The sequence below is a fragment of the Bordetella avium genome, from assembly GCF_034424645.1.
Classification (GTDB): Bacteria; Pseudomonadota; Gammaproteobacteria; order Burkholderiales; family Burkholderiaceae_B; genus Bordetella; species Bordetella avium.
Window position 1 is genome coordinate 43,923 of sequence record NZ_CP139969.1, and the last position, 23,648, is coordinate 67,570.

Here is a 23,648-nt window from a genome sequence, read left to right on the forward strand (position 1 = left end):
GAGTCGGTTTCAGAAATGCTGAGAAAGGCTAAGTTTGATGTTGCGGCCCAGGCCGGATACGGTTTCGCCCAGATAGGGGCGGTAGGCGCGATTCAAGAGGTTATCCACAGCCAGACGGGCTTGCATGCCCGGCCAGGGCCGCCAGTAAGCGAACAGACCATGTAAGGCATACCCGCTGGAGGCGGGCAAGGACCACACCCCGGCCAGTGGGTCGCTTTGTTTGGGGGACCTATCCTGACGCCTTACGAATTCGCCGGTCCAGCCGAAAGCCAGATTCTGTGTTTTCCAGCCCAGCATCGCGCGTACCGTGGTCGGCGGGATTTCTGCGATCCAGCTGCGTTGACCAGCGGGGTCGCGCGGAGAACTGTCGCGGCGCCCGCGCATGGCCGACACGGACAAGGAGCCGAACCAGTGCGTGCTGTCGTAGAAGGACTCCAGCTCAAGGCCCTCGATGCGGTAACCCGGCAGGTTGCGGTAGTTGGAAAGCGGCTTGGGGCATGGCTGGGTTTCGCACAGCACGCCTCGTCGCAGGAATATTTCATCTCTACCACGGTTGGTGAAGGCCGTGCCGCGCACCTGCAGGTGGTCCTTGCGGGCCAGCAGATCGCGGAAGTCGAAGATGGCGCCTGCGCGCCAAGCGAGCATGCGTTCGGGTCTGAGGCTGCGGCTGGTGCCCGAGGCCGCTGCGCGGGCGTATTGCACCTCGTATTGTTCGTCGATCAAGGGCGCGCGCCAGCCCTGTGTAACGTCGGCTAGCAGCGATAGCCAGGGCTTTGCCTGCCAGATTGCGCCCAGATGCGGCGTCCAGCCGGTGTAGGTCACGCTGCGGTAATCGTGGCCTGCCGAGGGCGCGGGGTCGTTATAGCGTCGTGCGAGATTGGCCTGGCCCCGATTGACGACGTGGTCATAACGCAGGCCTGGCGTAATCGTCAATCGTCCTATCGTGACGGCATCCTGCAAGAACAGGCTGCGCACGGTTTGCCGCCCGGAAGGCATGTAAGGCGGCTGGAAATACCCCCGGTTCTGGTCGGCGCGGTTGCGGGCCTGCGCGTAATACATGAGCGTGTCGCGCCGGTGTTGATGCCAGCGGCCCCCGAATTGCAAAGCATGATCGGCGCCGCCCGCAGAGAGGTGGCTGAGGTTGCGGAGTTCGAGCACACGGTCCTTATACCCGACCCAGCTTCTGTGGCCCAAGGTGCCGATGAACGCACTGGGCGTGGCATTGTCCGGACGCCTATCATGTTGCCGGGTATGCGAATCGGCATAGGACAGCGCAAGGTCCAGCCAGGGGCCGGGCCTGTACTGCCATGCCGCGCTCAAGGTCTGGTCTATCTGGTCGCGATAGACCAGTTGGCGGCGCCACGCGGCTTCCAGACCATAGCGTCGGATATTGGCCTCCGAGGGGGCGGACAGGCTGTCGCGCTTGGCGGCATAAGGCTGCCAGCCCCGCGATGTGGAGCGGATTATGGAGAGGGTCAGCTTGTGGTCGCGAGCGATATGCAGATTGGTCTTGGCGAGATAGGACCGCAAATCGTTGCGCGAATAAAGAAAGCGGCTACCATCGGGGCGCCGCAGGTCGCCGCCGTCGCGCTGGTTGAAGTAGACGAGACCATCTGCGCCGTTTTGTTGCGTCCGGCCGTATAGCGCGGCGCTATAGATGTTCTGGCCGTCATTGCTGTGGCGGCCGTACTTCACCAGGCCGCCGCCCAGCTCGTCCGGGCCTAGCAACTCGGCGGCGTCCTTGGTGTCGATGCGCACTGTGCCGCCGAAGCCGCCTATGCCATCCCACAGATTGTGCGGCCCTTTGTCGACTTCGATACGCCGTATCAGTTCGGGTTCGATGAACACCGAGCCCTGACGGTATTTTTCAAACCCCTTGGGTGCGCCATCCAGAATCAATTTGACGTCTTCGCTGTCGCCCATGCCCCAGATATTCAGGCTTTGTCCGCCTGGGCGGGGCGAGCCGGCCTGTGAGATGCCGGGCAAGCGATCGACCAGACTGGCGAAATTGTCGGCCTGGGCCCGGTCGATCTCTGCCTGATCGAGTTCCGAGCGGCTGAGTTCGATGCTGTCGGCGGTCACGGATTGCGTGGGCAGTGTGAAAACGCGGCGTGTTTCGGCTGGCAGAGCCGTGTGGCCGGTGCTGTGCCTGGCGTTAGGAACAGGGGGAGTGGTTCGTGCGGCGGCGGGGAAAGTCAGCAGAAAAGCCAGATGAATTGAGGACAGGATGAAGATCTTGGGCATGCGGCAATGGTTTGAAGCGACGAGGCCGGAATGTCTCATTAGTAAATGAGAATTAATTACTATTTTCAGGCCAGCACTCCCGGCTATGCGGCATGTGACTCCGATATCGGATTCATCCCTTGTCAGGTCTTGTGCAAGGCGATGCGCATTCGGTTTGCGCCGTGCTCCAGATGGCGGCTGATCATGCCACCCCGGTAACCTGGCGTGTCAGTGTTGGGGGGATTGCTTCGCGAATCCCCCCGCGGGTATGGTTGGTATTGAGAGCTTCAAGGTTATGATCGCGCCAACTTGGGTTCCTGATCGGCGCAACGCGGAGCGAATGCTGGTGGCCACACTTCAATCACATGTCTCGAATCGCCTTTCCCTACCTGATCCTGCCGTGCCTGGCCAGGCTCTTGCCCAGGCAGATACCCCGAGTCTGGTACTCGACCTCGATGTTTTCGAGGCTAATCTGGGGCTAATGCAGCAATGGGCCGACCGTCATGGCCTTGCTTTGCGTCCCCATGCCAAAGCACACAAATGTCCCGAGATTGCGCGGCGTCAGCTTGCGCTGGGCGCGCGCGGCATCTGTTGTCAAAAAGTCAGCGAAGCCCTGCCCTTTCTTGACGCGGGCATACGCGATATTCACATCAGCAATGAAGTCGTGGGGCCGGCCAAGCTGGCCTTGCTGGCGCAGCTCGCCTTGCGCGCCGACGTCAGTGTGTGTGTGGATAACATGAGCAATCTGCATGCGCTGGCGGCCGCGGTGGCGCAGGTCGGCGCCCGCATCACCGTGCTGGTCGAGGTCGATGTCGGCCAGGGGCGCTGCGGCGTGACAGACGATCACGACGTGCTGGCGCTGGCGCGGGCAGCCGAAGCCATGCAGGGCTTGCGCTTTGGCGGTTTGCAGGCCTATCACGGCGCGATGCAGCATGTGCGCAGCCACGCCGAGCGCGCCGCCATGAGCGCTCAGGCGGCCATCCGCGCAGCCGGCTACGCCTCCTTGCTGCGTGCCTACGGCATCACCTGCGAGCGCATTACGGGCGGCGGCACCGGCAGCGCCGAGTTCGACGCAGCCAGCGGCGTTTATACCGAATTGCAGGCCGGTTCCTATGCCTTCATGGATGCCGATTACGGCGCCAATGAGTGGTCGGACACGCTGTCTTTCGGCACGAGTCTGTTTCTGCTCTCCACGGTCATGAGCACGCCCGCGCCCGAGCGCGTCGTACTCGACGCCGGTCTGAAATCCACCACTATCGAGTGCGGTCTTCCCCGTATTCAAGGCCGGCCCGGTCTGGTCTATGCCGCCGCCAACGACGAGCACGGCGTGGTGCGCGTGCAGGATGGGGCGCAGGCTCCGGCCTTGGGCGAGGTGCTCAAGCTGGTCGTCCCGCATGTCGATCCCTGCTTCAATCTGCACGACACGCTGGTGACCTATCGCGACGATACTGTCGTGGGGCTGTGGCCCATTGCCGCGCGCGGCCTGAGCCGTTAGGCCGGGCGAGCGTGGTATTTCCGCACTGAGGCCTTGCGGGGGTGGCCCTTGTTACTTGGCTCTTGCCCCAAGGTGCTAAATTTCAGGTTTCCTCCCTGTTTATTTTTGCGGAACCGCCATGGAATTCAGCCAGTTGAATGTCAAGACCCTCATGGAGATCACCTCCCGCCCGGACCTCGTGTTCGTGCGCGGTCAGGGGTCCTGGCTGGAGGACCATTCGGGCAAGCAGTATCTGGATTTCGTGCAGGGCTGGGCGGTCAACGCGCTGGGCCATTGCGCGCCTGAAATGCAGCGTGCGCTGCAAGAGCAGGCCGGTCTGCTGATGAACCCCTCTCCGGCGTTTTACAACCTGCCCTCGCTGGAGCTGGCCAAACGTTTGACCGAAAGCTCGGTGTTTGACCGGGTGTTCTTCGCCAACAGTGGCGCCGAAGCCAATGAAGGCGCCATCAAGCTGGCGCGCAAATGGGGCCGTGTGCACCGCAACGGCGCTTACAAGATCATCACGATGGACCATGGTTTTCATGGCCGCACCCTGGCCACCATGTCGGCGTCGGGCAAGCCGGGCTGGGACACCATGTTCGCGCCGCAGGTCGAAGGTTTCCCCAAGGCCGACCTGAATGATCTGGACTCGGTTCGCGCCCTGATCGACGCGCAGACCGTGGCCATCATGCTCGAGCCTGTGCAAGGCGAAGCGGGCGTCATCCCGGCCTCGCGTGAATTCATGCAGGGCCTGCGCAAGCTGGCCGACGAGCATGGCATCTTGCTGATTGTCGACGAAGTGCAGACCGGCATGGGCCGTACCGGCACCCTGTATGCCTACGAGCAGTTCGGCGTCATTCCGGACATCATGACGCTGGGCAAGGGTATTGGCGGCGGCGTGCCCCTGGCGGCCCTGCTTGCGCGTGAATCGGTCAGCGTGTTCTCGCATGGTGAACAGGGCGGAACCTATAACGGCAACCCGTTGTGCGCGGCCGTGGGCGTGGCGGTTTTTGATACCCTGGATGCGCCGGGTTTCCTGGATGCCGTGCAGGCCCGCGGCAAGCAGTTGTCGGAAGGCCTGCTGACGCTGTCGGACAAGTTTGGTCTGGAAGGCGAACGCGGCATGGGGCTGCTGCGCGCGCTCAAACTGGATGGCGATTACGGCCCGGACATCGTCGAGGCGGCGCGCAAGCTGGAGCCGCAAGGCCTGCTGCTCAATGCGCCGCGCGGCAATCTGCTGCGCTTCATGCCTGCTCTGAATGTCACCGAGGCTGAAACGGCGACCCTGCTCGAACAGCTCGACCACCTGATCACCACCGTTCGCAACTAAGCTTCTTATCGGCGCCAGGACAGCCGCTTCAAGCGGCTGTCCTGCTTTCTGGAGTGCCTATGTCCGCCACCGAGGACTTTCGCCCCGGCGTCTACCGCCATTACAAGGGCCAACATTACCTGGCGCTGGGTCTGGCCCGTGCCGATGAGACCGACGATATCGTGGTCGTCTATGTGCGGCTGTATCCGCGCGGCGGTCTGCCCATGAATACCCGCTTGCTGCGCATCTGGAACGAAACCGTAAGCACCGAAGCCGGCGAGCTGCCGCGTTTCGCTTATGTGGGCCCGGCCAGCCCCGCTGTTTAAGGGGGCTCGGCCATTTGATGGACCCGTCTTGATGGGTCCGTCTTGCTTACCCGCCGTCGGCGGCCAGGGCGATGAGCGCCACCCCTTCGGCTACTTGGTCGCCCACGGCATAGAACACATCGGCCACCTCGCCTGCTGCCGGCGCTGTGATGGTGTGCTCCATCTTCATGGCCTCCATGACCAGTAGGGGCTGGCCTTTCTCGACTTTGTCGCCCGCCTTGGCGGAGATGGCGATGATCTTGCCCGGCATGGGGGCCGTGAGGCCGCCGGCGTGACCCTCATGGCCTTCTCCGTGATGCGCGTGCTGACGCTCCAGCACCACCGAGCCGCCGTTGCGAAAGACATGGGCGTGCGCGCCATGCAGCACGACCTTGCCGCTTACGTCGCGGCCGTCCAGCGTCACGCGGACGGCCTGATCGGCCTGCGCACGCCAGCGCAGAGTGGCGGATAGGCCGTCAAGGGTGATCAGCCAGCCCTGCGGGTTGCGCTGTAGCGCCACCTCGCGGATGTCGCCCTGATCCTGCCACCGCAGCCTGCGTTGATAATGGCCACCCAGGCGCCAGCCATCGCAAGCGTCCCAGGGGTCTGCCGAGGGTGTGCCGGCTTGCTTGTCGCTGGCCAGCCCTTCGTGCGCCAGAACGGCCACGCTGGCCAGGGCCAATGTGGCCAGATCGGCTGGCGGGGTGTCGGGCAGCAGGCTTGTCCGCTGGCGTTCGATCAGGCCGGTATCGAGATCGGCGCTGGCGAAGGCGGTATCGGTCATCAGGCGCGTCAGGAACGCGATATTGGTCTGTACGCCTACGACCTGCGTTTGCGCCAATGCCTGCACCATGCGAGCGCGCGCCTGATCACGGTTTTCGCCATGGACGATGAGCTTGGCGATCATGGGATCGTAATAAGGCGTGATGGTGTCGCCCATGCGCACGCCACCATCCACCCGGATATCGCCGTTGGCGAAAGCGCTATGCGCAGGCAGCGCCAGATAGGCGAGCGTGCCGATAGACGGCAGAAAACCCTTTTCGGGGTTCTCGGCATAGATGCGGGCCTCGATGGCGTGGCCGTCGATGCGCAGGTCTTCCTGTCTGAGCGGCAGCGGCTGGCCTGCGGCAACCCGTAGTTGCCACTCCACCAGATCGAGGCCCGTGATCATTTCGGTCACCGGATGTTCGACCTGCAACCTTGTATTCATTTCCATGAAATAAAAGCGGCCATCGGACTCGACGATGAACTCTACCGTGCCCGCGCCGACATAGTCCACGGCACGCGCCGCCGCCACGGCGGCCTCGCCCATCGCCTGGCGGCGTTCGGGCGTCATGCCGGGTGCGGGCGCTTCTTCGATCACTTTCTGGTGACGGCGTTGCACCGAACAATCGCGCTCGAAGAGATAGACGCACTGGCCATGACTGTCGGCGAATACCTGGATTTCGATGTGACGCGGTTTTTGCAGATAGCGTTCGATCAAGACACGGTCATCGCCGAAACTGGCCCTTGCCTCGCGCTGGCAGGAAGCCAGTGCTTCGAGAAAGGCGGCGCTGGACTCGACCACGCGCATGCCTTTCCCACCACCGCCTGCGCTGGCCTTGATGAGCACCGGGTAGCCGATCTTGTCGGCCTCGGCGCGCAGAAACTCCGGGTCCTGACGCTCACCGTGGTAACCCGGCACCAGCGGAACACCGGCGCGCTCCATCAGCGCCTTGGCCGCCGATTTGCTGCCCATTGCGGCGATCGCCGATGCAGGGGGGCCGACAAACACAATGCCGGCTTGGGCGGCCGCTTGCGCGAAGGCTTCGTTCTCGGAAAGAAAGCCATAGCCCGGATGAATGGCCTGCGCGCCGCTGTCGCGAGCCGCCTGCAAAATAGCGTCAGCGCGCAGATAGCTTGCGCGCGGCTCGGGGCCGCCGATAGGGAGAGCCATGTCGCAGGCCGCGACATGGCGCGCGTCGGCGTCGGCATCGGAATAGACCGCCACTGTGCGCATGCCCAGACGGCGGGCGGTGGCGGCGACACGGCAGGCGATTTCGCCGCGATTGGCAATCAAGAGCGTGGTGAACACGGGCGACTCCTTGGCTCGGCGTGGCTTACATGCGGAACACGCCGAAACGCGTGTCTTCGATCGGTGCATTCAGGGCGGCAGACAGCGCCAGGCTCAACACACGGCGTGTGTCTGCCGGCGCAATGATGCCGTCGTCCCACAGGCGGGCCGTGGCGTAATACGGATGGCCTTCACGCTCGTACTGCTCGCGGATCGGTGCTTTGAAGGTCTCTTCTTCGTCTGCGCTCCATTGGCCGCCACGGCTTTCGATGCCGTCGCGCTTGACGGTGGCCAGCACACTGGCGGCCTGTTCGCCCCCCATGACGGAAATACGTGCATTGGGCCACATGAACAGCAGGCGTGGCGAGTAAGCGCGTCCGCACATGCCGTAGTTGCCCGCGCCAAAAGAGCCGCCGATCAGAACGGTGAACTTGGGCACACTAGCCGTCGCCACGGCCGTCACCATCTTGGCGCCATGACGTGCAATACCTTCGTTTTCGTACTTTCTGCCGACCATGAAACCGGTGATATTCTGTAGAAACACCAGGGGTATTTTTCGTTGTGTGCACAACTCAATAAAGTGGGCGCCTTTCTGCGCCGACTCGGAAAACAGGATGCCGTTGTTGGCCACGATGCCGACAGGCATGCCATGAATATGCGCAAAACCGGTTACCAGCGTGGTGCCATAACGGGCCTTGAATTCGTCGAATTCCGAAGCGTCGACAATGCGTGCGATCACTTCGCGCACGTCGAAAGGCTTGCGTGTGTCGGCCGGGATGATGCCGTTCAATTCAGACGGGTCATAGCGGGGCGGGCGGGCTTCGGCCAGAGCCAGCGGTTGCGGTTTTTTCCGGTTCAGGCGGGCTACCGCATTGCGCGCCAATTGCAGCGCATGGCCATCATTGGCGGCCAGATGATCGGCCACACCCGACAGGCGCGTGTGAACGTCGCCGCCACCCAGGTCCTCGGCGCTGACCTCTTCGCCGGTCGCGGCCTTGACGAGGGGAGGGCCGCCTAAAAAGATGGTGCCCTGATTTTTCACGATGATGGATTCATCGCTCATGGCGGGCACATAGGCGCCACCTGCCGTGCAGGAACCCATCACGACGGCAATCTGCGCGATGCCTTGCGATGACATCACGGCCTGGTTGTAGAAGATGCGGCCGAAGTGGTCTCGATCAGGAAACACCTCGTCCTGACGTGGCAGATTGGCGCCGCCCGAGTCCACCAGATACACGCAGGGCAAGTGATTCTGCGCCGCAATTTCCTGGGCGCGCAGATGCTTTTTGACCGTCATGGGATAGTAGGTGCCACCCTTGACGGTGGCATCGTTGCAGACGATCACGCATTCGGTGCCGGCGATGCGGCCAATGCCCGTGATGATGCCGGCGCCAGGCGCTTCGCCGTCATACATGCCGTGGGCGGCCAGCGGCGAGAGTTCAAGAAAGGGGCTGCCAGGATCGACCAGCTGTTCGACGCGCTCGCGCGGCAGCAGCTTGCCACGCGCCACGTGCTTGGCGCGCGCATTGTCATTGCCGCCTAATGCGGTGACGGTGAGGTGGCGGTTGAGGTCGTCGAGAGCCGTTTGCATCGCGCTCGTATTGGCTGCGAAATCGGCGCCGCGCGTATCGATGCGGGATTCGATGATGGGCATGGCCGTCCTGGCTGGAGGTTGGAGAGACCGCGCCCGCAAAGGGCGCGGAGCAGCCGGCCCCCTGCGGCAGGGGCGCCGGCCAGACTCGATCAGAGCATTTCGATGGCCATTGCCACGGCTTCGCCACCGCCGATGCACAGCGTGGCAACGCCCTTCTTGCCGCCGTTCTGGCGCAACGCACCGATCAGGGTCGTGACCAGGCGGGCGCCCGAGGCGCCGATAGGATGGCCCAGCGCCGTGGCGCCGCCGTGCACATTGACTTTTTCATGCGGCAGATTGAGTTCCTTCATGGCGGCCATGGTGACCACGGCAAAGGCCTCATTGATTTCGTACAAATCGACATCGCTGGCCTGCCAGCCGGTTTTCTCGAACAGCTTTTTCAATGCGCCTACCGGAGCGGTCGTGAACCACTGCGGCTCTTGCGAATGCTGGCTGTGCGCGACGATGCGGGCCAGGGGCTTGAGGCCCAGTTTCTCGGCCGTGGAGGCGCGCATCAGCACCATGGCGGCGGCGCCGTCGGAAATCGACGAAGCATTGGCGGCCGTGACGGTGCCGTCTTTCTTGAAGGCGGGCTTCAGGGTGGGGATCTTTTCCTGCATGGCCTTGGTGGGGGCTTCGTCCGTGTCGATCACGGTGTCGCCCTTGCGGCCAGCCACGGTGACCGGCGCGATTTCCCATTTGAAGCTGCCGTCTTCAGTGGCTGCGCGCGCGCGGCGCAGCGACTCCAGCGAATAGGCGTCCTGTTGTTCGCGGCTGAAGTGGTATTTGTCGGCGCAGTCTTCGGCGAATACGCCCATGGCCTTGCCGCGATCATAGGCATCTTCCAGACCATCAAGGGCCATGTGGTCATACACGGTATTGTGGCCATAGCGATAGCCCTGACGGCCCTTGAGCAGCAGATAGGGCGCGTTGCTCATGCTTTCCTGGCCGCCCGCCACCACTACCTCGGCCGAGCCGGCCAGAATCAGATCATGGCCGAACATGGCGGCCTTTAGACCCGAACCGCAGACCTTGTGGATGGTGCTGCAATTCACGCCCAGCGGCAAACCCGCGCCCAGGGCAGCCTGGCGGGCCGGCGCCTGGCCCTGCCCGGCTTGCAGCACGTTGCCCATGATGACTTCATCGACTTGCTCGGGCTTGAGGCCGGCGCGCTCGATCGCGGCCTTGATGGCGACGGCGCCCAATTCATGGGCGGACAGGCCGGACAGGCTGCCCAGCATGCTTCCCATCGGGGTGCGGGCAACGGAAACGATGACGATAGGATCGGACATGAGTTACTCCTTGAATGCAAGACAGGTGACGCGGTCCGGCCTTGCCGGACCCTGTCTGTATCGTAAAAGAAAAGCGGCGGCGCTCGCCTGTGATCTTGGATGGGGGCGAGGAAGGCTCAGGCCGTTTCGTTGAACAGTTCCCGGCCGATCAGCATGCGGCGGATTTCGCTGGTGCCCGCGCCGATTTCATACAGTTTGGCGTCGCGCCACAGGCGGCCGACCGGGTATTCGTTGATATAGCCATTGCCGCCCAGCAGCTGGATGCCTTCGCCGGCCATCCAGGTGGCGCGCTCGGCGGTGTAGAGAATGAGCGCGGCGCAATCCTTGCGGACCTGGCGCACATGCTCGCGGCCCAGGCGGTCGAGATTTTTTCCCACGGTGTAGCAGAAAGCGCGGCTGGCTTGCAGCGTGGTGTACATATCGGCCATCTTGCCCTGGATGAGCTGGAATTCCCCGATGGCCTGGCCGAATTGCTTGCGGTCATGCACATAAGGCACGGCCACATCCATGACGGCCTGCATGATGCCCAGCGGGCCGCCCGAGAGCACGGCGCGCTCGTAATCGAGGCCGCTCATCAGCACTTTTACGCCGCCATTGAGCTGGCCCAGGATGTTCTCGGCGGGCACCTCGCAATCCTGGAACACCAGCTCCCCGGTATGGCTGCCGCGCATGCCCAGCTTGTCGAGCTTTTGGGCGATAGAAAAGCCTTTGAAGCCCTTCTCGATCAGAAAGGCCGTGATGCCCCGCTGATGGGCTTCAGGATCGGTCTTGGCGTACACCACCAGGGTGTCGGCGTCGGGACCGTTGGTGATCCACATCTTGGTGCCGTTGAGGACGTAGCGGTCACCCTTTTTCTCGGCACGCAGGCGCATGCTGACCACATCGGAGCCTGCGCCAGGCTCACTCATGGCCAGCGCGCCGATGTGCTCGCCGGAGATGAGCTTGGGCAGATATTTGGCTTTTTGCGCCTCACTGCCGTTGCGATAGATCTGATTGACGCACAGGTTCGAGTGCGCACCATAGGACAGGGCCACCGAGGCGCTGGCGCGCGAGAGTTCTTCCATGACCAGCATATGGGCCAGATAGCCCATATTGGTGCCGCCGTATTCTTCGCTGACCGTCATGCCGAGCACGCCCAGATCGCCGAACTTGCGCCACAAATCCATCGGGAACTGATCATCGCGGTCGATTTCGCCGGCGCGCGGCGCAATTTCACTCAGGGCGAAACTGCGCACGGCGTCGCGCAACATGTCCAGGTCCTCGCCCAGATCGAAGTTCAGGCCGGGAAGATTCATCGATGTCTCCGTTGTTTTGGGGGCGGGCCAGTTGGCGGTCATGGTGCAGTGCAAATATTACGTTTACGTAAACGTAAGGATCACCGGGGTTTTCCCTAGATGCAGGCGGTTTGGACCCTCAGGTCTTGCTGGCGAGCAGTACCTGGCATTGCTGTTCCTGGGTGGCGATCTCGGCGAGGGTGTCATCGATGTCGCGCCGTTGCTGCTCCAGCATGGCCCGGTGTTGATTGAGCACTGCCAGGTACTGACGCAATTGCGCCTCGTTGTCGCTAGGGCCGTCATACATGTCGATGAGGCTGCAAATCTCCGACAGCTGCAGGCCTAGACGCTTGCCGCGCAGAGCGAGCTTGAGCCGGGTGCGATCGCGTGCGCCATAAATGCGGTTGCGGCCCTCGCGCTGCGGGCTGACGATGCCCTGATCCTCGTAAAAACGGATGGTGCGGGGCGTGATGTCGAACTCGCGCGCGAGTTCGGAGATGGTCCAGGTGGCTGAAGACATGCTGCAAGTGGCAGTTTACGTAAACGTAAATTATGATGCCTGAACCAAGACGTCAAGCAGACAAGATTCAAGATGAACGCCAACGAGCACAAGTTGCAATACCCCTGGGGCGAGTTCCAGCCCAAACCCGGCCAGGTCCAGGAAGTGGCGCCTGGGGTCAAATGGCTGCGCATGCCCCTGCCCTTTGCGCTGGATCACATCAATCTCTGGCTGCTGCGCGACGAGATTGACGGCCGTCAGGGTTGGACCCTCGTCGATTGCGGCATTTCACGCGACGAGGTCCGCACGCTCTGGGAACAGATTTTCGAGCGCGAGCTCGATGGCCTGCCTGTGTTACGGGTGATGGTCACGCATATGCACCCGGATCACATCGGCCTGGCCGATTGGCTCTGCCAGCGCTGGCAGGCTCCCCTGTGGATAAGCATGACCGATTTCATGACGGCCTCTTATTGGTCCAGCCGTGCAGGCAATAGTGGCGCGGGCGGCCAGGGAGCGGTCGCGCATTTTGCCCGTCATGGCCTGATCGACCCGGATGCGCAGGCGCAGATCCGCGAGCGCGCCGGTTATTACGCCAATCTCGTGCCCCGTGTTCCAGGGCAGTTTCGCCGCATCATGGACGGCGATCTCATCCGTATCGGCGGGCGCGATTGGCGGGCCATCGTGGGCTATGGCCATGCGCCCGAGCATATGTCTTTCTATTGCGCCGATCCGGCCCTGCTGATTTCGGGCGATATGGTGCTGCCGCGCATTTCGACCAATGTCAGTGTCTTCGATCACGAACCTGAGGCGAATCCGCTGCCGCTTTATCTGCGTTCCTTGCAAGCCTATGCCGGCCTGTCGGCGGATACGCTGGTGCTGCCTTCACACGGCCGCCCCTTCCTGGGGCTGCATGAGCGTATCGCCCAGCAGAGGCAGCATCACGCCGAACGGCTGGCCGAGGTGTTGCAAGCCTGTGCGCAGGCTGAATGTTCCGCCACCGACATCGTGCCGGTGCTGTTTCATCGCAAACTGGACCTGCACCAGCTCACCTTTGCCCTGGGCGAAGCGTTGGCGCATTTGCATGCGCTTTACTTCGAGGGCAAGCTCAGGCGCATCTCGGGTGCTGATGGCATGGTGCGCTTTGTCGCGGCCTGAGCCTTGTCCTTGCGTGCCGGGCTTTAGCGGCTGGCTGTCACCAGCCGCAGCGCCAGGCCGATGAACACCACGCCTGCCACGCGATTGAGCCAGCGCTGCGCCTGAGGCGAGCGCTGCAACATCGCGCCAAAAGCGCCCGAGAAAAACGCGATCGCACCAAACACCAGCAGTGTGGCCACCATGAACACCGCGCCCAGCTCGATGATCTGCCAGGCCATCGGGCCGGCCTGCGGCTGGGTGAATTGGGGCAAAAAGGCGAAGAAAAACAGCAGCACCTTGGGATTGGTCAGATTCATGATGATGCCGCGTCGATAGAGCGCACTCCCGCGCAGCGCCTCGGGTTTTTCGCTGCGTCCGCCGCCTGTTGGCGCGCGCAGAATCTGCCAGGCCAGATAGAGCAGATAGGCCGCGCCCGCCAGCTTGAGCGCGGTAAAGGCCATGGGCGAGGCGGCGAATAGCGCAGCCAGTCCGACTGCGACCGCAGTAGTGTGGCCGAGCAGTCCGGTGCACAAACCGAGCACGACCAGAAAGCCGGCCTTGCGGCCCCAGATAGCCGACTGCATCAGTACGAACAGATTGTCGGGGCCGGGGGTAAGCGCCAGCAGCACGGCAATGCCAAAGAAAGCGATCAGAGTGTCCAGGGGTAGCATGGGAGCGGGGTCAGAGAGTGATCAAAACCAGCGCTGCCATCATAGGGCAAAGCCATATTCCTAGCGCCAGGTAATATCGATTCAACTTTGTGTAGGCCTGCTGCCTGTTACGCTTTCATTCTTTCGTCTGCCGCCTCTGCCATGTCTGACACCTCCGCTAAACACATCGACACCCTGTTGCAGCATCTGGGTAGCGCGCCCTTCAATCCCGACACTGGCGCCGCGCCGGTCAATCTGCCATCCGTGCGCGCCAGCACTGTGCGTTTTCAAAGTCTGGCCAAGCTCGAGGACGCTCAGCGCCGCAAGGCGGCGGGCGAACGCGCGTCTACCTATGGGCGCATGGGCATGGATACCCACGCCGCCCTGGAGCAGGTGTTTGCAGAGCTGGAGGGTGGCACGCATTGCTATCTGGCTTCGTCCGGGCTGGCGGGCATCTCGATGGTGTTTCTGTCGCTGTTGTCGGCCGGCGAACATGCCCTGGTGGCGGATTGCGCCTATGGGCCCGTGCATGAGCTCCATGAGGCCGTGCTGTCGCGCCTGGGCATCGACGTCACCTTCTTCGACGCAAAGGCCGATCTGGCAAGCCTCGTGCGTCCCACTACGCGGCTGATCTTTGCCGAAGCGCCCGGCTCCCTGCTGTTCGAGATGCTGGACATGCCGGCGCTGGCCCGCTTCGCCAAACAACATGACCTGATTCTCGCCACCGACAATACCTGGGGCTCGGGCTATATCTACCGCCCGCTCACGCTGGGCGCGCAGGTCTCTGTCATCGCCGGCACCAAGTATGTGGGCGGACACTCCGACCTGATGTTGGGCGCGGTGGTCACCAATGATGAGGCCATCGCCAAGCGCTTGAACCGCACGCAATATGCGCTGGGTTATTCGGTCAGCGCCGATGATGCCTGGCTCGCCCTGCGCGGGGTGCGCACCATGCCTGTGCGCATGGCCCAACATGCGCGCCATGCCCTCGAAGTCTGCGAGTTCCTGCAAAACCGTCCCGAGGTGGTACGCCTCTATCACCCGGCATGGCCGGCCGATCCAGGCCATGCCCTATGGCAGCGTGACTGCAGCGGCTCGAATGGCATGTTGGCGGTGCAGTTAGGCCTGTCGCCGCAGGCCGCGCGGGACTTCGTTAATGCGCTGACGCTGTTTGGCATCGGTTTTTCCTGGGGGGGCTTCGAGTCCCTGGTGCAATTGGTCACGCCGGGCGAGTTGGCGCGCCATCAGTATTGGCAAGGCGGCTCGGACGCGCTGGTGCGTCTGCATATCGGTCTGGAATCGCCGGCCGATCTTATTGCCGACCTGGCCCAGGCGCTGGACCGCGCCGCCTGAGCGCTCAGCTGCGGCCTTGCCGCTTGCGCCGCCACGTCGCGAACTCGGCAGGCGTGAGCGGCGGCGAGTATAGATAGCCTTGGCCCCATTGCACGCCGTTGCGCGTCAGGTGCTCGGCCTGCGCGGCGGTTTCTATGCCTTCTGCCGTGAGCTCCAGCTTAAGGCGTTGACCTAGCGCAATAATCGTCTCCAGCACGATGGCATTGACCGAGTCCGTACCGATGCCCGACACGAAGCTCCGGTCTATCTTGATGAAGTCGGCGCCCAAATCCTGCACATAAGCCAGTGCGCTTTGCCCGGTGCCGAAATCATCCAGCGCCCACAAGACGCCCTGCTCCCGGGTCTGGCGGATATTGGCCTGGGTTTGCGGGTCATTGTGCAGGGCCTCGCGCTCCGTCAACTCCAGCACCAGGCGCGGGGCCTGCGGTCCCAAGGCACGCCGCAAATGCTGTACGTCTGCTAGGAAGGCGGGCGTGGCAAGATGCGAGCTGCTGATATTGATGCCCAGGTGGTCTTGCGCGCGCAGGCCTAGCTTGGGCAGGTCGGCAGCAACCAGCCGGAAGATGTGGCGCGTCAGGTCTGGCATCAGTCCGTTCTGCTCGGCCAAGGGGATGAACAGATCGGGCCGTATCTGTCCTAGCACCGGGCTGTGCCAGCGGATCAGGGCTTCGGCGCCCCGCATTTCGCCGGTCGGCATATGTATCACCGGCTGGTAGACCATGAAAAACTCGTTGTGCCGCACGGCGCGTTGAATCTCGCCCACCAGGGACAGGCGGCGGCGGCTGTAACGGTAGGACAGATAGCCGCAGAGCAGCGCGGCCATCAAGACAAATGGCGCATGATGCCGCCAAAGATAGCTGCGGTAGTCTTCGATCAAGGCCCGCGACGGTGACACCCGGACGCTGAACGGGTATTGCGTTGAGCGCACCAGCGCACCGCTTCGTTCGACATAGGGCGCAGCGCTGTCCAGGGGCACGCTGGGCGACAGCGGGACACCGCTCTGGCTTTGCAGAATAGTCACCTGGAATTTGCCCTCATCCGAGGCGGCATCCTGTATATCCAGCAGGTATTGGCCATCGATCACGGCCAGCGCTCCCAGGCCTGGCGCGCGGGATTGCGACACCACCAGGGCCGGACGGTCGGGCACCAGCAGGGTGCCGTAGATGGGTACGAGGGCAGCGCCGGGCGGCAACTGCGTCATCCCATCGATGATGTCGCGCAGCGTGAAATTCATCGCGCCGTTAAGCGACGAACAATAAACCCTGTCGTTTTTCAGCAAAGAGATGGAACGGAAATACAGGGTGGCGCTGGCTAGCCGAGCCAGTTCGGGCGCGGCGGCGACGCAGTCTTCATCGAGTAAGCGGCTGGCGATGCCCACATCTTTGAAGACGATCTCTAGGGCGCGGCTCACCTGCCGCTGGATCGTCGCTGCCGACACCTCCGAATCGCCCTGGGCGCGGTCATTGGCCATCCACCCGATCAGGGGGGCCATCAATAAAACGGGCAAGGCCATCGCAAACAGGGCGATGGCCAGGCTCCAGCGAAGTCGTTGCTTGATGGCCTTCATTCCGCGCTTCCTTAAGAGAGGGAATGTTGGCCTATTCTAAAGCCTCATAGAAAAAGCCCCCGAGGATGGCTCATCCTGGGGGGCCGGGCGAAACAGCGAATGCTTATTTGGCGCGCGCCATGGGGATCAGTTTGTTGATTTCCTTGATGGCGCCTTCATAGCTATTACCCGCCAGGACTGGCGAAGTCAGGAATTTGCCACCGACGCCAAACGAGGGCGTGCCATCGATGCGATAGGCCTCCGCCAACTGGTTGGCGCGCTGTACTTGGGTTTGGACGCTGAAGGAGTCGAATACAGCGTCGAACTTGGCGCGGTCCACGCCCTGCGAGGCGACCCAGTCACCCATGGCCTTCTTGTCGAACAGGCGCTTGCGTTCGCCGTGAATGGCATTGAAAACCTTGATGTGCAGATCCGGGCGGTCGAGCGCCATCAGGGTGTAATAAAGCTGCTGCAGCGGCTTCATGCCGGCGTTAAAGGCAATGGGCACCTGCTTGAGCACAACGTCTTCAGGCTTGGTTTTGGCCCAGTCTTCGACCATGGGCTCGATGGCGGCGCAGTGCGGGCAGGTGTAAGCGAAGAACTCCAGGACTTCGATCTTGCCCGGCGTGTCGGAAGGCAGCGCCGGCGAGAGGGTGACATAGGCATTACCTTCTGCATGGCTGGCGGGAGCGAAAAACGTTGTCGCAGCCAGAGCGGCGGCGGCCAGGAGACGGGAGATCGAAGAGGACAACATACGGATTCCTGGAATGAAAGCGTTACAGACCCGGTATGGGTCGGGAAAGTTCAATGCCTTTTTACTGCTTGACCACAGTAGATTCGATTTTATTTTCGCCCAGACGGCTGCGTGCCCGATTCATGTCATCGAGGCGGGAAAACGGCCCCACCCGGACCCGATTGAATTGCACCCCGTTGACCTCGGCGCGTTGCACATTGACCGGCAGACCGAGCAAGAGGATGCGGGCGCGCAACGATTCGGCATCTGCCTGCACCTTGTAGGAACCTGCTTGCAGATAGTAGTTGCCGTTGGCTGGCGTACTGGGCTTTTCCTTGGCCGTTTTTTCAGCGGGCCGTTCAGCCGCTTTGGGCGCAGCGGGCGGCGGTGCGGCGGGCACCGGCACGGCCAGTTGCGGGGGCGAGGCCTGGCCTGCGCCGGGCAGCGTGGCGATCAGCGCGCCCAGGTCATCGGTCTTGCCGTCGGGCAGCGGCGTAGGGGTCGTTGACGTCGGGCCGGTAGGCGAAGAGCCTGCCGCCCCATCACGCCCATACAGACCTTGGTTGGGGTCTGGCGCCATGCGCGGGTCGACGGGCGGCTCATTGCCCTGGCTGCTCTGGCGGGTGGCGCGGTCTACGAAAGGCATGGGCGCCTTGGTGACATAAAACGCCACCGCTGACGCCAGGATCAGGCCAATCAATAGACCGGCCAGCACGCCATAAAGCGTGCTGCCGCCTTGTGAGCTGGATCTGCGTTTGCTGGCCATGGAGGGGCTTACATGCGCTCGAGCGCCGTCACGCCCAGGAGGGCGAGGCCATTGGCCAGCACCTGCCGCGTGGTGGCCGCCAGACGCAGGCGGGCCTGCTTCAGGCCCTCGTCGTCGACCAGCACGCGCTCGGCGTTATACCAACCGTGGAAGTCCGAGGCGCAGTCACGCAGCCAGAAGGCGATGTGATGCGGCGCCAATTCCTGGGCGGCCAGTTTCACCACATTCGGGAATTCGGCCAGACGTTGCATCAGCGCAAATTCGCTCGGCGCGGTCAGGCGCGCAGCGTCGGCGGCGGCAATGGTGGCGTCATCCAGGCCCGAACTGGCGATCATGCTGCAAATGCGGGCATGGGCGTACTGGATGTAATAGACCGGATTCTCGTCGCTCTTGGACAGGGCCAGATCAATGTCGAACACGAATTCGGTGTCGGCGCGGCGCTGGATCAGGAAGTAGCGCACCGCATCGCGGCCAACCCATTCGATCAGGTCGCGCATGGTGACGTAGCTGCCGGCCCGCTTGGAGATCTTGACCTCTTCGCCGCCGCGCATGACCTTCACCATTTTGTGCAGCACATAGGCGGGGAATTCTTTGGGAATGCCCTCTTCCAGACCCTGCAGGCCGGCGCGCACCCGGGCTACCGTTCCATGATGATCGCTGCCCTGGATATTGATGGCGTGGTGAAAGCCGCGCTCCCACTTGGCCAGGTGGTAGGCGACATCCGGCACGAAATAGGTATAGCCGCCCTCGCTTTTGCGCATGACGCGGTCTTTGTCATCGCCCGTGCCCAGCTCAGTGGTGCGCAGCCAGAGCGCGCCATCCTGCTCATAGGTATGGCCCTTGGCAATCAGGGTCTCGACCGTGCGCTCGACGCGGCCCGAGGTGTAGAGCGAGCTTTCCAGAAAGAAGTTATCGAACTTCAGACCGAAAGCTTGCAGGTCCAGATCCTGTTCGCGGCGCAGATAGGCCACCGCAAAGGCGCGGATATCTTCCAGGTCGTCGATATTGCCGCTGGCCTGCACCGGCTCGCCATCGGCGGCCTGCACTGACGCCTGGGCAAGGTAGTCGCGGGCGATGTCGGCGATGTAGTCGCCCTTATAGCCGTCAGCCGGCCATTCCGGGGCGTCCGGGCCGATGCCGCGGGCACGCGCCTGCACGCTGATGGCTAGATTCTGGATCTGATTGCCGGCGTCGTTGTAATAGAACTCGCGGGTCACGTCCCAGCCGCTGGCGTCAAACAGGCGGCAGATGGCGTCGCCCAGCGCAGCCTGGCGGGCATGGCCGACATGGAGCGGGCCGGTCGGGTTAGCCGAGACGAATTCGACCAGCACCTTCTCGTCCCGGCGTGCGGCGCGGCCGAAGGCCGCGCCTTGCGCGGACACGGCCGCCACGACGGCCTGCCGAGCCTGTGCCGTGAAACGCAGATTGATGAAGCCGGGGCCGGCGATCTCGGCGCTATCGACAATGGCGCGCGCTTGCGGATCGGCCAACAGCGCGTCGACGATGCCCTGCGCCAGTTCGCGCGGGTTGCGTTTCGCCGGTTTGGCTAGCTGCATCGCCACATTGGTGGCGACGTCGCCGTGTGCGGCGACTTTGGGCCGTTCCAGGAGAATGTCGGGGCTGGCCTCGGGCAGAATGCCGGCGACAGCGCGGGCGAGCAGAGAGATGAGGTGTTGTTGTTGCTCGGGGAGCATGGGCAATTGGCAGAATTGATGTCAGAGAGCGGCGCCCCTCGGTAGGCCGGACGAGCGCGCGAAAAGTGCCTAGATGATAGCGCGAACCGGGGTTTTTCCCGGCCTGCGGGCGGCGCTGGCCTGAGTTGGCAGATGGGGGACTGATCGGGTAGTGTATGAAATTATCCTGTCGGGAGACACAAGATGCTGATCACCTTCCATTCCAAGGCCACTGCCGAGGTTTTGATGCGAACCTCGGATGCGGCGCCGCTTCTTCAATTAATCGGCAAACTGGATAGTGACCACATTCCCGAACAGGGGGTGTTCACGCCTGAACAACTGCCTGCGGCCATCGCCGCGCTGGAGGCGGCTATCGCAAGGCAGTCCGCGCCGGCCGACGATGAGGATCACCCCGACAAAGAGCCGGTGCATCCCGTAGATCGTGAGGTGAGCCTACAGCAGCGCGCCTACCCTTTGCTGGACATGATGCGCCAGTCATTGGCCGCCCGTGCCAGCCTGACCTGGAGCGTCAGCCGGGGCTGGTAAGGTCCGCCAATGTCATCCGCCCGACAATGCCAGGCCGGATTTTTCTGCATACTGCTCTCCAACCTTTCCCAGGAGATTTTGCATGCGTAGCGACGTCACCGTGATTTTCGACGCCCGCCGTTCGCTCGACCTCAATGTTCAGGTGGAACCTTCGCGCCAAGCCGCGATGGCCGCCCGCGACTGGTTCGACAGCGCTTGGGAAATGCTGGGATGCGAGCCGCTACGCCCCAGTGGCAAGGTGTTATTGCTGGATAAGATCATGGGCGTGGCCGATGCGCTGGGCTATGACACCCTGTCGAGTGACGCCAAAGAGGCGCACGAGTTCGCCGCAAACACCGCGCTTGCGCTCGAAAAGCCCCGTGTCATCGTGGATTTGCCGGGCCTGTCTGTCGGCTATTGATCTCGGCCCACAGAAGGAGATCCTGACGCGGACATGGCCTCGCGTGCAGCAGGATCGGCTGGGCATCCACCGAATGCGGGATGATCAGCCGTCCCTGCACCTTGTTCCCGGGGGGGCGGCGCTTTAACCATTAGGCAAACTGACCTCGCGCTTCGTAAGCATGAGCCGCATCGCTCAGTTGTCGATCAGCTCACCGTCCTCGTGAAAGGGGTAGGGTCCGGGATAGTTGCCGATATACGCATGGTGGGTGATCAGTTGTCCGTTACGCCACAGATGCAGGTGGTAGGCAGGCGGTTCAAAGTTGAAGGCGGACGGACCTTCAGGTCGCAGGTCCAGCACCACTTGATGCGCCGTGGATGCGCAGGTCGAAGCGATGGTGCCGCCAAAGCGCTGGAAAATGGTTCGGTGCAAATGACCGCTGACGATGCGTTCGATGTTGTCATAGCGGCGAACCAAAGCCTCCAGCTCCTTGGCTCCCTGCAGCAGTCCGATCTTGTCCATATGCGCGATCCCTGTTTGGAAAGGCGGATGATGCATTGCGATAAGGGTTGGTCGTCCCGGCGCCTCGGCAAGACGTTCCTCGAGCCAGTTCAAGCGCCGCGCACAAAGCACGCCGTGGCTTTGCATCGGCTCCACCGTATCCAGCATGATGAGTCGCAAGGGGAAATGTTCCACGGTGTACTGTATGAACTCGCCTTGCAGATAAGGGTGGTCTGGAAAGGCGGCGCGCAAACTGTCGCGCGCATCGTGATTGCCAGGCATCAGATAAAACGGCGTCTGCAACGGCGCCAGCAGTTCGCGCAGATGCGTGTATTCCGCAGGGCGGCCGAAATCTGTGAGGTCTCCCGAGAGGATGATCACATCGGGGGCCGGGTCCAGCGCATTCAGCGTCGCGACGGCAGGCGGCAGATAACGGTCGGTTTCGACGACGCGATAGGCTTTCTGGCGGGGAAGACGGATGTGCAAGTCAGAGATTTGGGCGATAAGCATGTGGTGCAAAAGATGGTCAGAGCTCGGAGAGGATCGCGACGCTGGCTTTCTCGCCAGCTTGAAAAAGGCTGTCGGGCGGCGCCATCACGCTGAAACGTTGCCCGTCTGGCAGCGTGAGTTCATAGCGGATGGAAGTGCCTAGAAAAAAGCGAGATTCGATCAGGGCCGGCAAGGCGTCGGCATGCGCCGGATGCAGGCAGGCGTGATGCGGACGAAAACGCAGTTGGCGCTCCCCGGCGATCACCCTGCCCTCATGCGTATCGGCGCGCAACTGGCAGAGTGTGCCAAAAAAGCCCGCAATGAAATCGGTTGCGGGCTGTGTAAATAGGGCGTGAGCGCTGCCGACCTGTTCTATTTTTCCGGCCGACATCACGGCAATGCGGTTGCCCAGCATCATGGCTTCATCCTGATCGTGCGTGACGATGACCGTGGTCATGTTCAGGCCCCGCAGCATTTGCGCCAGCTCCAGTCTAAGTTGTTCGCGCAACTTGGCGTCCAGTGCCGTGAGCGGCTCGTCGAGCAACAGTACACGCGGCTCAATGGCGAGTGCCCGCGCCAGCGCCACGCGCTGACGCTGGCCGCCTGAGAGTTGCGAAATGCGGCGCTCGCCGTAGTCCTGCAGGCGAACGCGCTCAAGCATGGCGCTGACGCGCTCTTCCTGTTCCGACTTGGAAACGCCGCGCACTCGCAGGCCGTAGGCCACGTTTTGCGCCACGCTCATGTTGGGAAACAAGGCGTAGTTCTGAAACACCACGCCGACGCCACGCTCTTCAGGCGGAAGCTCGGTGACGTCTTCGTCGCCATAGAATACGCGGCTGCCCGCATCGCCCTCCTCCAGGCCGCAGATGATCCGTAGCAAGGTGGTTTTGCCGCAGCCGGAAGGACCCAGCAAGGCGAGAATCTCGCCGCCGGCGATATGCAAATCCAGCGGATGCAATGCGCGTGTGCCGTCGGGCCAGGTCTTGGAACACTGTTCCAGCGTAATCGGTACGGAGTGTGTCATCTGATCCTCGAGTGTGAACGTGCAAGCCATTGCAGGCCCACCATAAGTGGCAACAGCATGAGAAGAAAGACGAGCGTGTAGGCGGACGCCACCTCCAGACGCATGGAGGCGTAGCTATCAGCCAGACCCACAGGCAATGTGGTGGTGAGCGGCGTGTGCAGCAGCCAGGTGAGATTGAATTCGCCAATAGACAAGGTAAGCACGCTGAGCGCGCCGGTGAGAATTCCCGGCATGGCATTGGGCACGACGATGCTGAAAAATCGCCTTGTGCGAGAAGCACCCAGCGTGGCGGCTGCCTCGTCAAGGATGGCAAGGCCGGCATCCATGCTGGCGCGTGCCGCCCGAACCATGAAAGGCAGCGTGAAGAGCACATGCCCGATCACGATGAACCAGACACTCCCGCGCAGTCCCGATACCGTGCCCCAGGAAATGATGAGGGCCAGCGCCGAGGCCAGACCGGGAACGGCAACCGGCAGGGTAAGCAGCTCTTCGCAGGCTCGGCTCAGGCGCCCGGGCAATAGCGCGAATACCCAGGCCAGCGGCACCCCCAGCGCAGCGCAGATGATCAGCGTCACGCTCGCAATGAATAGGGAGCGCCATATCGTGTCCGAGTACATCGCCCACACCTGTTCTATCCAGCGCAGCGTCAAACCGCTGGAAAGGCCAATGAAGTAATTGCGGGTCAGTCCTGCCAGCACCGACAGGATGACCGGTCCGATAAGAAAGGAAGCCACCGCCAGCGTGAGGGCGAATCCCAGACGGGCGTCGGCTCGGGAATACAGGGTGCTCATA

General features: G+C 62.6%; 21 protein-coding genes. 7 read left to right on the forward strand and 14 right to left on the reverse strand.

Annotated elements, in window-relative coordinates; translation table 11 throughout:
• Positions 1-9: 9 nt before the first annotated feature.
• The gene (locus tag U0029_RS00185) at positions 10-2,244 is read right to left on the reverse strand and encodes a TonB-dependent hemoglobin/transferrin/lactoferrin family receptor (protein ID WP_012419013.1); all 2,235 of its coding nucleotides are present in this window, start codon (positions 2,242-2,244) and stop codon (positions 10-12) included.
• A gap of 319 nt (positions 2,245-2,563) precedes the next feature.
• Between U0029_RS00185 and U0029_RS00190 the strand changes: the two genes are divergently transcribed.
• The 3 genes from U0029_RS00190 to U0029_RS00200 all read left to right on the forward strand — a co-directional run bounded on the left by U0029_RS00190 (position 2,564) and on the right by U0029_RS00200 (position 5,332).
• Complete coding sequence (locus tag U0029_RS00190; RefSeq protein WP_162790355.1) at positions 2,564-3,718, forward strand: DSD1 family PLP-dependent enzyme; 1,155 nt, start codon at positions 2,564-2,566, stop codon at positions 3,716-3,718.
• A gap of 118 nt (positions 3,719-3,836) precedes the next feature.
• Positions 3,837-5,027, forward strand: a complete 1,191-nt coding sequence (locus tag U0029_RS00195; RefSeq protein WP_012419011.1) for an acetylornithine transaminase — start codon at positions 3,837-3,839, stop codon at positions 5,025-5,027.
• A 59-nt stretch (positions 5,028-5,086) separates the two neighbouring features.
• Positions 5,087-5,332, forward strand: coding sequence for a DUF1653 domain-containing protein (locus tag U0029_RS00200; protein ID WP_012419010.1), 246 nt, complete (start codon positions 5,087-5,089; stop codon positions 5,330-5,332).
• A gap of 46 nt (positions 5,333-5,378) precedes the next feature.
• Here U0029_RS00200 and U0029_RS00205 read toward each other — a convergent pair whose 3' ends face one another.
• The 5 genes from U0029_RS00205 to U0029_RS00225 all read right to left on the reverse strand — a co-directional run bounded on the left by U0029_RS00205 (position 5,379) and on the right by U0029_RS00225 (position 12,083).
• A complete protein-coding gene (locus U0029_RS00205) occupies positions 5,379-7,385 on the reverse strand; it encodes an acetyl/propionyl/methylcrotonyl-CoA carboxylase subunit alpha (protein ID WP_114852125.1) in 2,007 nt (668 codons plus the stop codon).
• Between the two features lie 25 nt (positions 7,386-7,410).
• Positions 7,411-9,018 carry a carboxyl transferase domain-containing protein gene (locus tag U0029_RS00210; protein ID WP_012419008.1) on the reverse strand — a complete coding sequence of 536 codons (1,608 nt, stop codon included), beginning with the start codon at positions 9,016-9,018 and terminating at the stop codon, positions 7,411-7,413.
• A gap of 89 nt (positions 9,019-9,107) precedes the next feature.
• A complete protein-coding gene (locus tag U0029_RS00215) occupies positions 9,108-10,289 on the reverse strand; it encodes an acetyl-CoA C-acetyltransferase (RefSeq protein ID WP_114852124.1) in 1,182 nt (393 codons plus the stop codon).
• Between the two features lie 116 nt (positions 10,290-10,405).
• The gene (locus U0029_RS00220; protein ID WP_012419006.1) at positions 10,406-11,584 is read right to left on the reverse strand and encodes an isovaleryl-CoA dehydrogenase; all 1,179 of its coding nucleotides are present in this window, start codon (positions 11,582-11,584) and stop codon (positions 10,406-10,408) included.
• Positions 11,585-11,702: 118 nt separating this feature from the next.
• Positions 11,703-12,083, reverse strand: a complete 381-nt coding sequence (locus U0029_RS00225; protein ID WP_114852123.1) for a MerR family transcriptional regulator — start codon at positions 12,081-12,083, stop codon at positions 11,703-11,705.
• A gap of 72 nt (positions 12,084-12,155) precedes the next feature.
• On the opposite strand from U0029_RS00225, the gene U0029_RS00230 reads away from it, so the two are divergent.
• Positions 12,156-13,217, forward strand: coding sequence for an MBL fold metallo-hydrolase (locus tag U0029_RS00230; protein WP_114852122.1), 1,062 nt, complete (start codon positions 12,156-12,158; stop codon positions 13,215-13,217).
• A 23-nt stretch (positions 13,218-13,240) separates the two neighbouring features.
• Here U0029_RS00230 and U0029_RS00235 read toward each other — a convergent pair whose 3' ends face one another.
• Positions 13,241-13,867, reverse strand: a complete 627-nt coding sequence (locus U0029_RS00235) for a LysE family translocator (protein WP_012419003.1) — start codon at positions 13,865-13,867, stop codon at positions 13,241-13,243.
• A 141-nt stretch (positions 13,868-14,008) separates the two neighbouring features.
• On the opposite strand from U0029_RS00235, the gene metC reads away from it, so the two are divergent.
• The gene (gene metC, locus U0029_RS00240) at positions 14,009-15,199 is read left to right on the forward strand and encodes a cystathionine beta-lyase (RefSeq protein ID WP_012419002.1); all 1,191 of its coding nucleotides are present in this window, start codon (positions 14,009-14,011) and stop codon (positions 15,197-15,199) included.
• Between the two features lie 4 nt (positions 15,200-15,203).
• Here the strand turns inward: metC and U0029_RS00245 are convergent, their stop codons facing one another.
• From U0029_RS00245 to argS, 4 genes are all read right to left on the reverse strand, one after another.
• Positions 15,204-16,766 (reverse strand): EAL domain-containing protein, encoded by a 1,563-nt coding sequence (locus U0029_RS00245; protein ID WP_012419001.1) that lies wholly within the window; start codon positions 16,764-16,766, stop codon positions 15,204-15,206.
• 103 nt (positions 16,767-16,869) lie between these two features.
• Positions 16,870-17,499 carry a thiol:disulfide interchange protein DsbA/DsbL gene (locus U0029_RS00250; protein WP_012419000.1) on the reverse strand — a complete coding sequence of 210 codons (630 nt, stop codon included), beginning with the start codon at positions 17,497-17,499 and terminating at the stop codon, positions 16,870-16,872.
• A 61-nt stretch (positions 17,500-17,560) separates the two neighbouring features.
• Positions 17,561-18,244, reverse strand: a complete 684-nt coding sequence (locus tag U0029_RS00255) for an SPOR domain-containing protein (protein WP_114852121.1) — start codon at positions 18,242-18,244, stop codon at positions 17,561-17,563.
• A gap of 8 nt (positions 18,245-18,252) precedes the next feature.
• Complete coding sequence (gene argS, locus U0029_RS00260) at positions 18,253-19,938, reverse strand: arginine--tRNA ligase (protein ID WP_012418998.1); 1,686 nt, start codon at positions 19,936-19,938, stop codon at positions 18,253-18,255.
• A gap of 183 nt (positions 19,939-20,121) precedes the next feature.
• On the opposite strand from argS, the gene U0029_RS00265 reads away from it, so the two are divergent.
• Entirely contained in the window at positions 20,122-20,463 is a 342-nt protein-coding gene (locus U0029_RS00265; protein WP_012418997.1) for a DUF1840 domain-containing protein, read from the forward strand.
• A gap of 82 nt (positions 20,464-20,545) precedes the next feature.
• A complete protein-coding gene (locus U0029_RS00270; RefSeq protein WP_114852120.1) occupies positions 20,546-20,863 on the forward strand; it encodes a hypothetical protein in 318 nt (105 codons plus the stop codon).
• Between the two features lie 174 nt (positions 20,864-21,037).
• Here the strand turns inward: U0029_RS00270 and U0029_RS00275 are convergent, their stop codons facing one another.
• Genes U0029_RS00275 through U0029_RS00285 form a run of 3 tightly spaced genes read right to left on the reverse strand, consistent with a single transcriptional unit; the run spans position 21,038 to position 23,647 of the window.
• Entirely contained in the window at positions 21,038-21,853 is an 816-nt protein-coding gene (locus tag U0029_RS00275; protein WP_012418995.1) for a phosphodiesterase, read from the reverse strand.
• 16 nt (positions 21,854-21,869) lie between these two features.
• Complete coding sequence (locus U0029_RS00280; protein WP_012418994.1) at positions 21,870-22,856, reverse strand: ABC transporter ATP-binding protein; 987 nt, start codon at positions 22,854-22,856, stop codon at positions 21,870-21,872.
• Positions 22,853-23,647: an ABC transporter permease gene (locus U0029_RS00285; protein WP_012418993.1), complete on the reverse strand. Its 795-nt coding sequence runs from the start codon at positions 23,645-23,647 to the stop codon at positions 22,853-22,855. Before U0029_RS00285 ends, U0029_RS00280 begins: the two co-directional genes overlap by 4 nt.
• Position 23,648 lies beyond the last annotated feature (1 nt).

What these genes read in the sequence shown, in the direction of transcription:
- U0029_RS00185 (WP_012419013.1), bottom strand. Translation starts at nt 2,244, where the DNA reads ATGCCCAAGATCTTCATCCTGTCCTCAATTCATCTGGCTTTTCTGCTG.
- U0029_RS00190 (WP_162790355.1), top strand. Translation starts at nt 2,564, where the DNA reads ATGCTGGTGGCCACACTTCAATCACATGTCTCGAATCGCCTTTCCCTA.
- U0029_RS00195 (WP_012419011.1), top strand. Translation starts at nt 3,837, where the DNA reads ATGGAATTCAGCCAGTTGAATGTCAAGACCCTCATGGAGATCACCTCC.
- U0029_RS00200 (WP_012419010.1), top strand. Translation starts at nt 5,087, where the DNA reads ATGTCCGCCACCGAGGACTTTCGCCCCGGCGTCTACCGCCATTACAAG.
- U0029_RS00210 (WP_012419008.1), bottom strand. Translation starts at nt 9,018, where the DNA reads ATGCCCATCATCGAATCCCGCATCGATACGCGCGGCGCCGATTTCGCA.
- U0029_RS00215 (WP_114852124.1), bottom strand. Translation starts at nt 10,289, where the DNA reads ATGTCCGATCCTATCGTCATCGTTTCCGTTGCCCGCACCCCGATGGGA.
- U0029_RS00220 (WP_012419006.1), bottom strand. Translation starts at nt 11,584, where the DNA reads ATGAATCTTCCCGGCCTGAACTTCGATCTGGGCGAGGACCTGGACATG.
- U0029_RS00225 (WP_114852123.1), bottom strand. Translation starts at nt 12,083, where the DNA reads ATGTCTTCAGCCACCTGGACCATCTCCGAACTCGCGCGCGAGTTCGAC.
- U0029_RS00230 (WP_114852122.1), top strand. Translation starts at nt 12,156, where the DNA reads ATGAACGCCAACGAGCACAAGTTGCAATACCCCTGGGGCGAGTTCCAG.
- U0029_RS00235 (WP_012419003.1), bottom strand. Translation starts at nt 13,867, where the DNA reads ATGCTACCCCTGGACACTCTGATCGCTTTCTTTGGCATTGCCGTGCTG.
- metC (WP_012419002.1), top strand. Translation starts at nt 14,009, where the DNA reads ATGTCTGACACCTCCGCTAAACACATCGACACCCTGTTGCAGCATCTG.
- U0029_RS00245 (WP_012419001.1), bottom strand. Translation starts at nt 16,766, where the DNA reads ATGAAGGCCATCAAGCAACGACTTCGCTGGAGCCTGGCCATCGCCCTG.
- U0029_RS00250 (WP_012419000.1), bottom strand. Translation starts at nt 17,499, where the DNA reads ATGTTGTCCTCTTCGATCTCCCGTCTCCTGGCCGCCGCCGCTCTGGCT.
- U0029_RS00255 (WP_114852121.1), bottom strand. Translation starts at nt 18,244, where the DNA reads ATGGCCAGCAAACGCAGATCCAGCTCACAAGGCGGCAGCACGCTTTAT.
- argS (WP_012418998.1), bottom strand. Translation starts at nt 19,938, where the DNA reads ATGCTCCCCGAGCAACAACAACACCTCATCTCTCTGCTCGCCCGCGCT.
- U0029_RS00265 (WP_012418997.1), top strand. Translation starts at nt 20,122, where the DNA reads ATGCTGATCACCTTCCATTCCAAGGCCACTGCCGAGGTTTTGATGCGA.
- U0029_RS00270 (WP_114852120.1), top strand. Translation starts at nt 20,546, where the DNA reads ATGCGTAGCGACGTCACCGTGATTTTCGACGCCCGCCGTTCGCTCGAC.
- U0029_RS00275 (WP_012418995.1), bottom strand. Translation starts at nt 21,853, where the DNA reads ATGCTTATCGCCCAAATCTCTGACTTGCACATCCGTCTTCCCCGCCAG.
- U0029_RS00280 (WP_012418994.1), bottom strand. Translation starts at nt 22,856, where the DNA reads ATGACACACTCCGTACCGATTACGCTGGAACAGTGTTCCAAGACCTGG.
- U0029_RS00285 (WP_012418993.1), bottom strand. Translation starts at nt 23,647, where the DNA reads ATGAGCACCCTGTATTCCCGAGCCGACGCCCGTCTGGGATTCGCCCTC.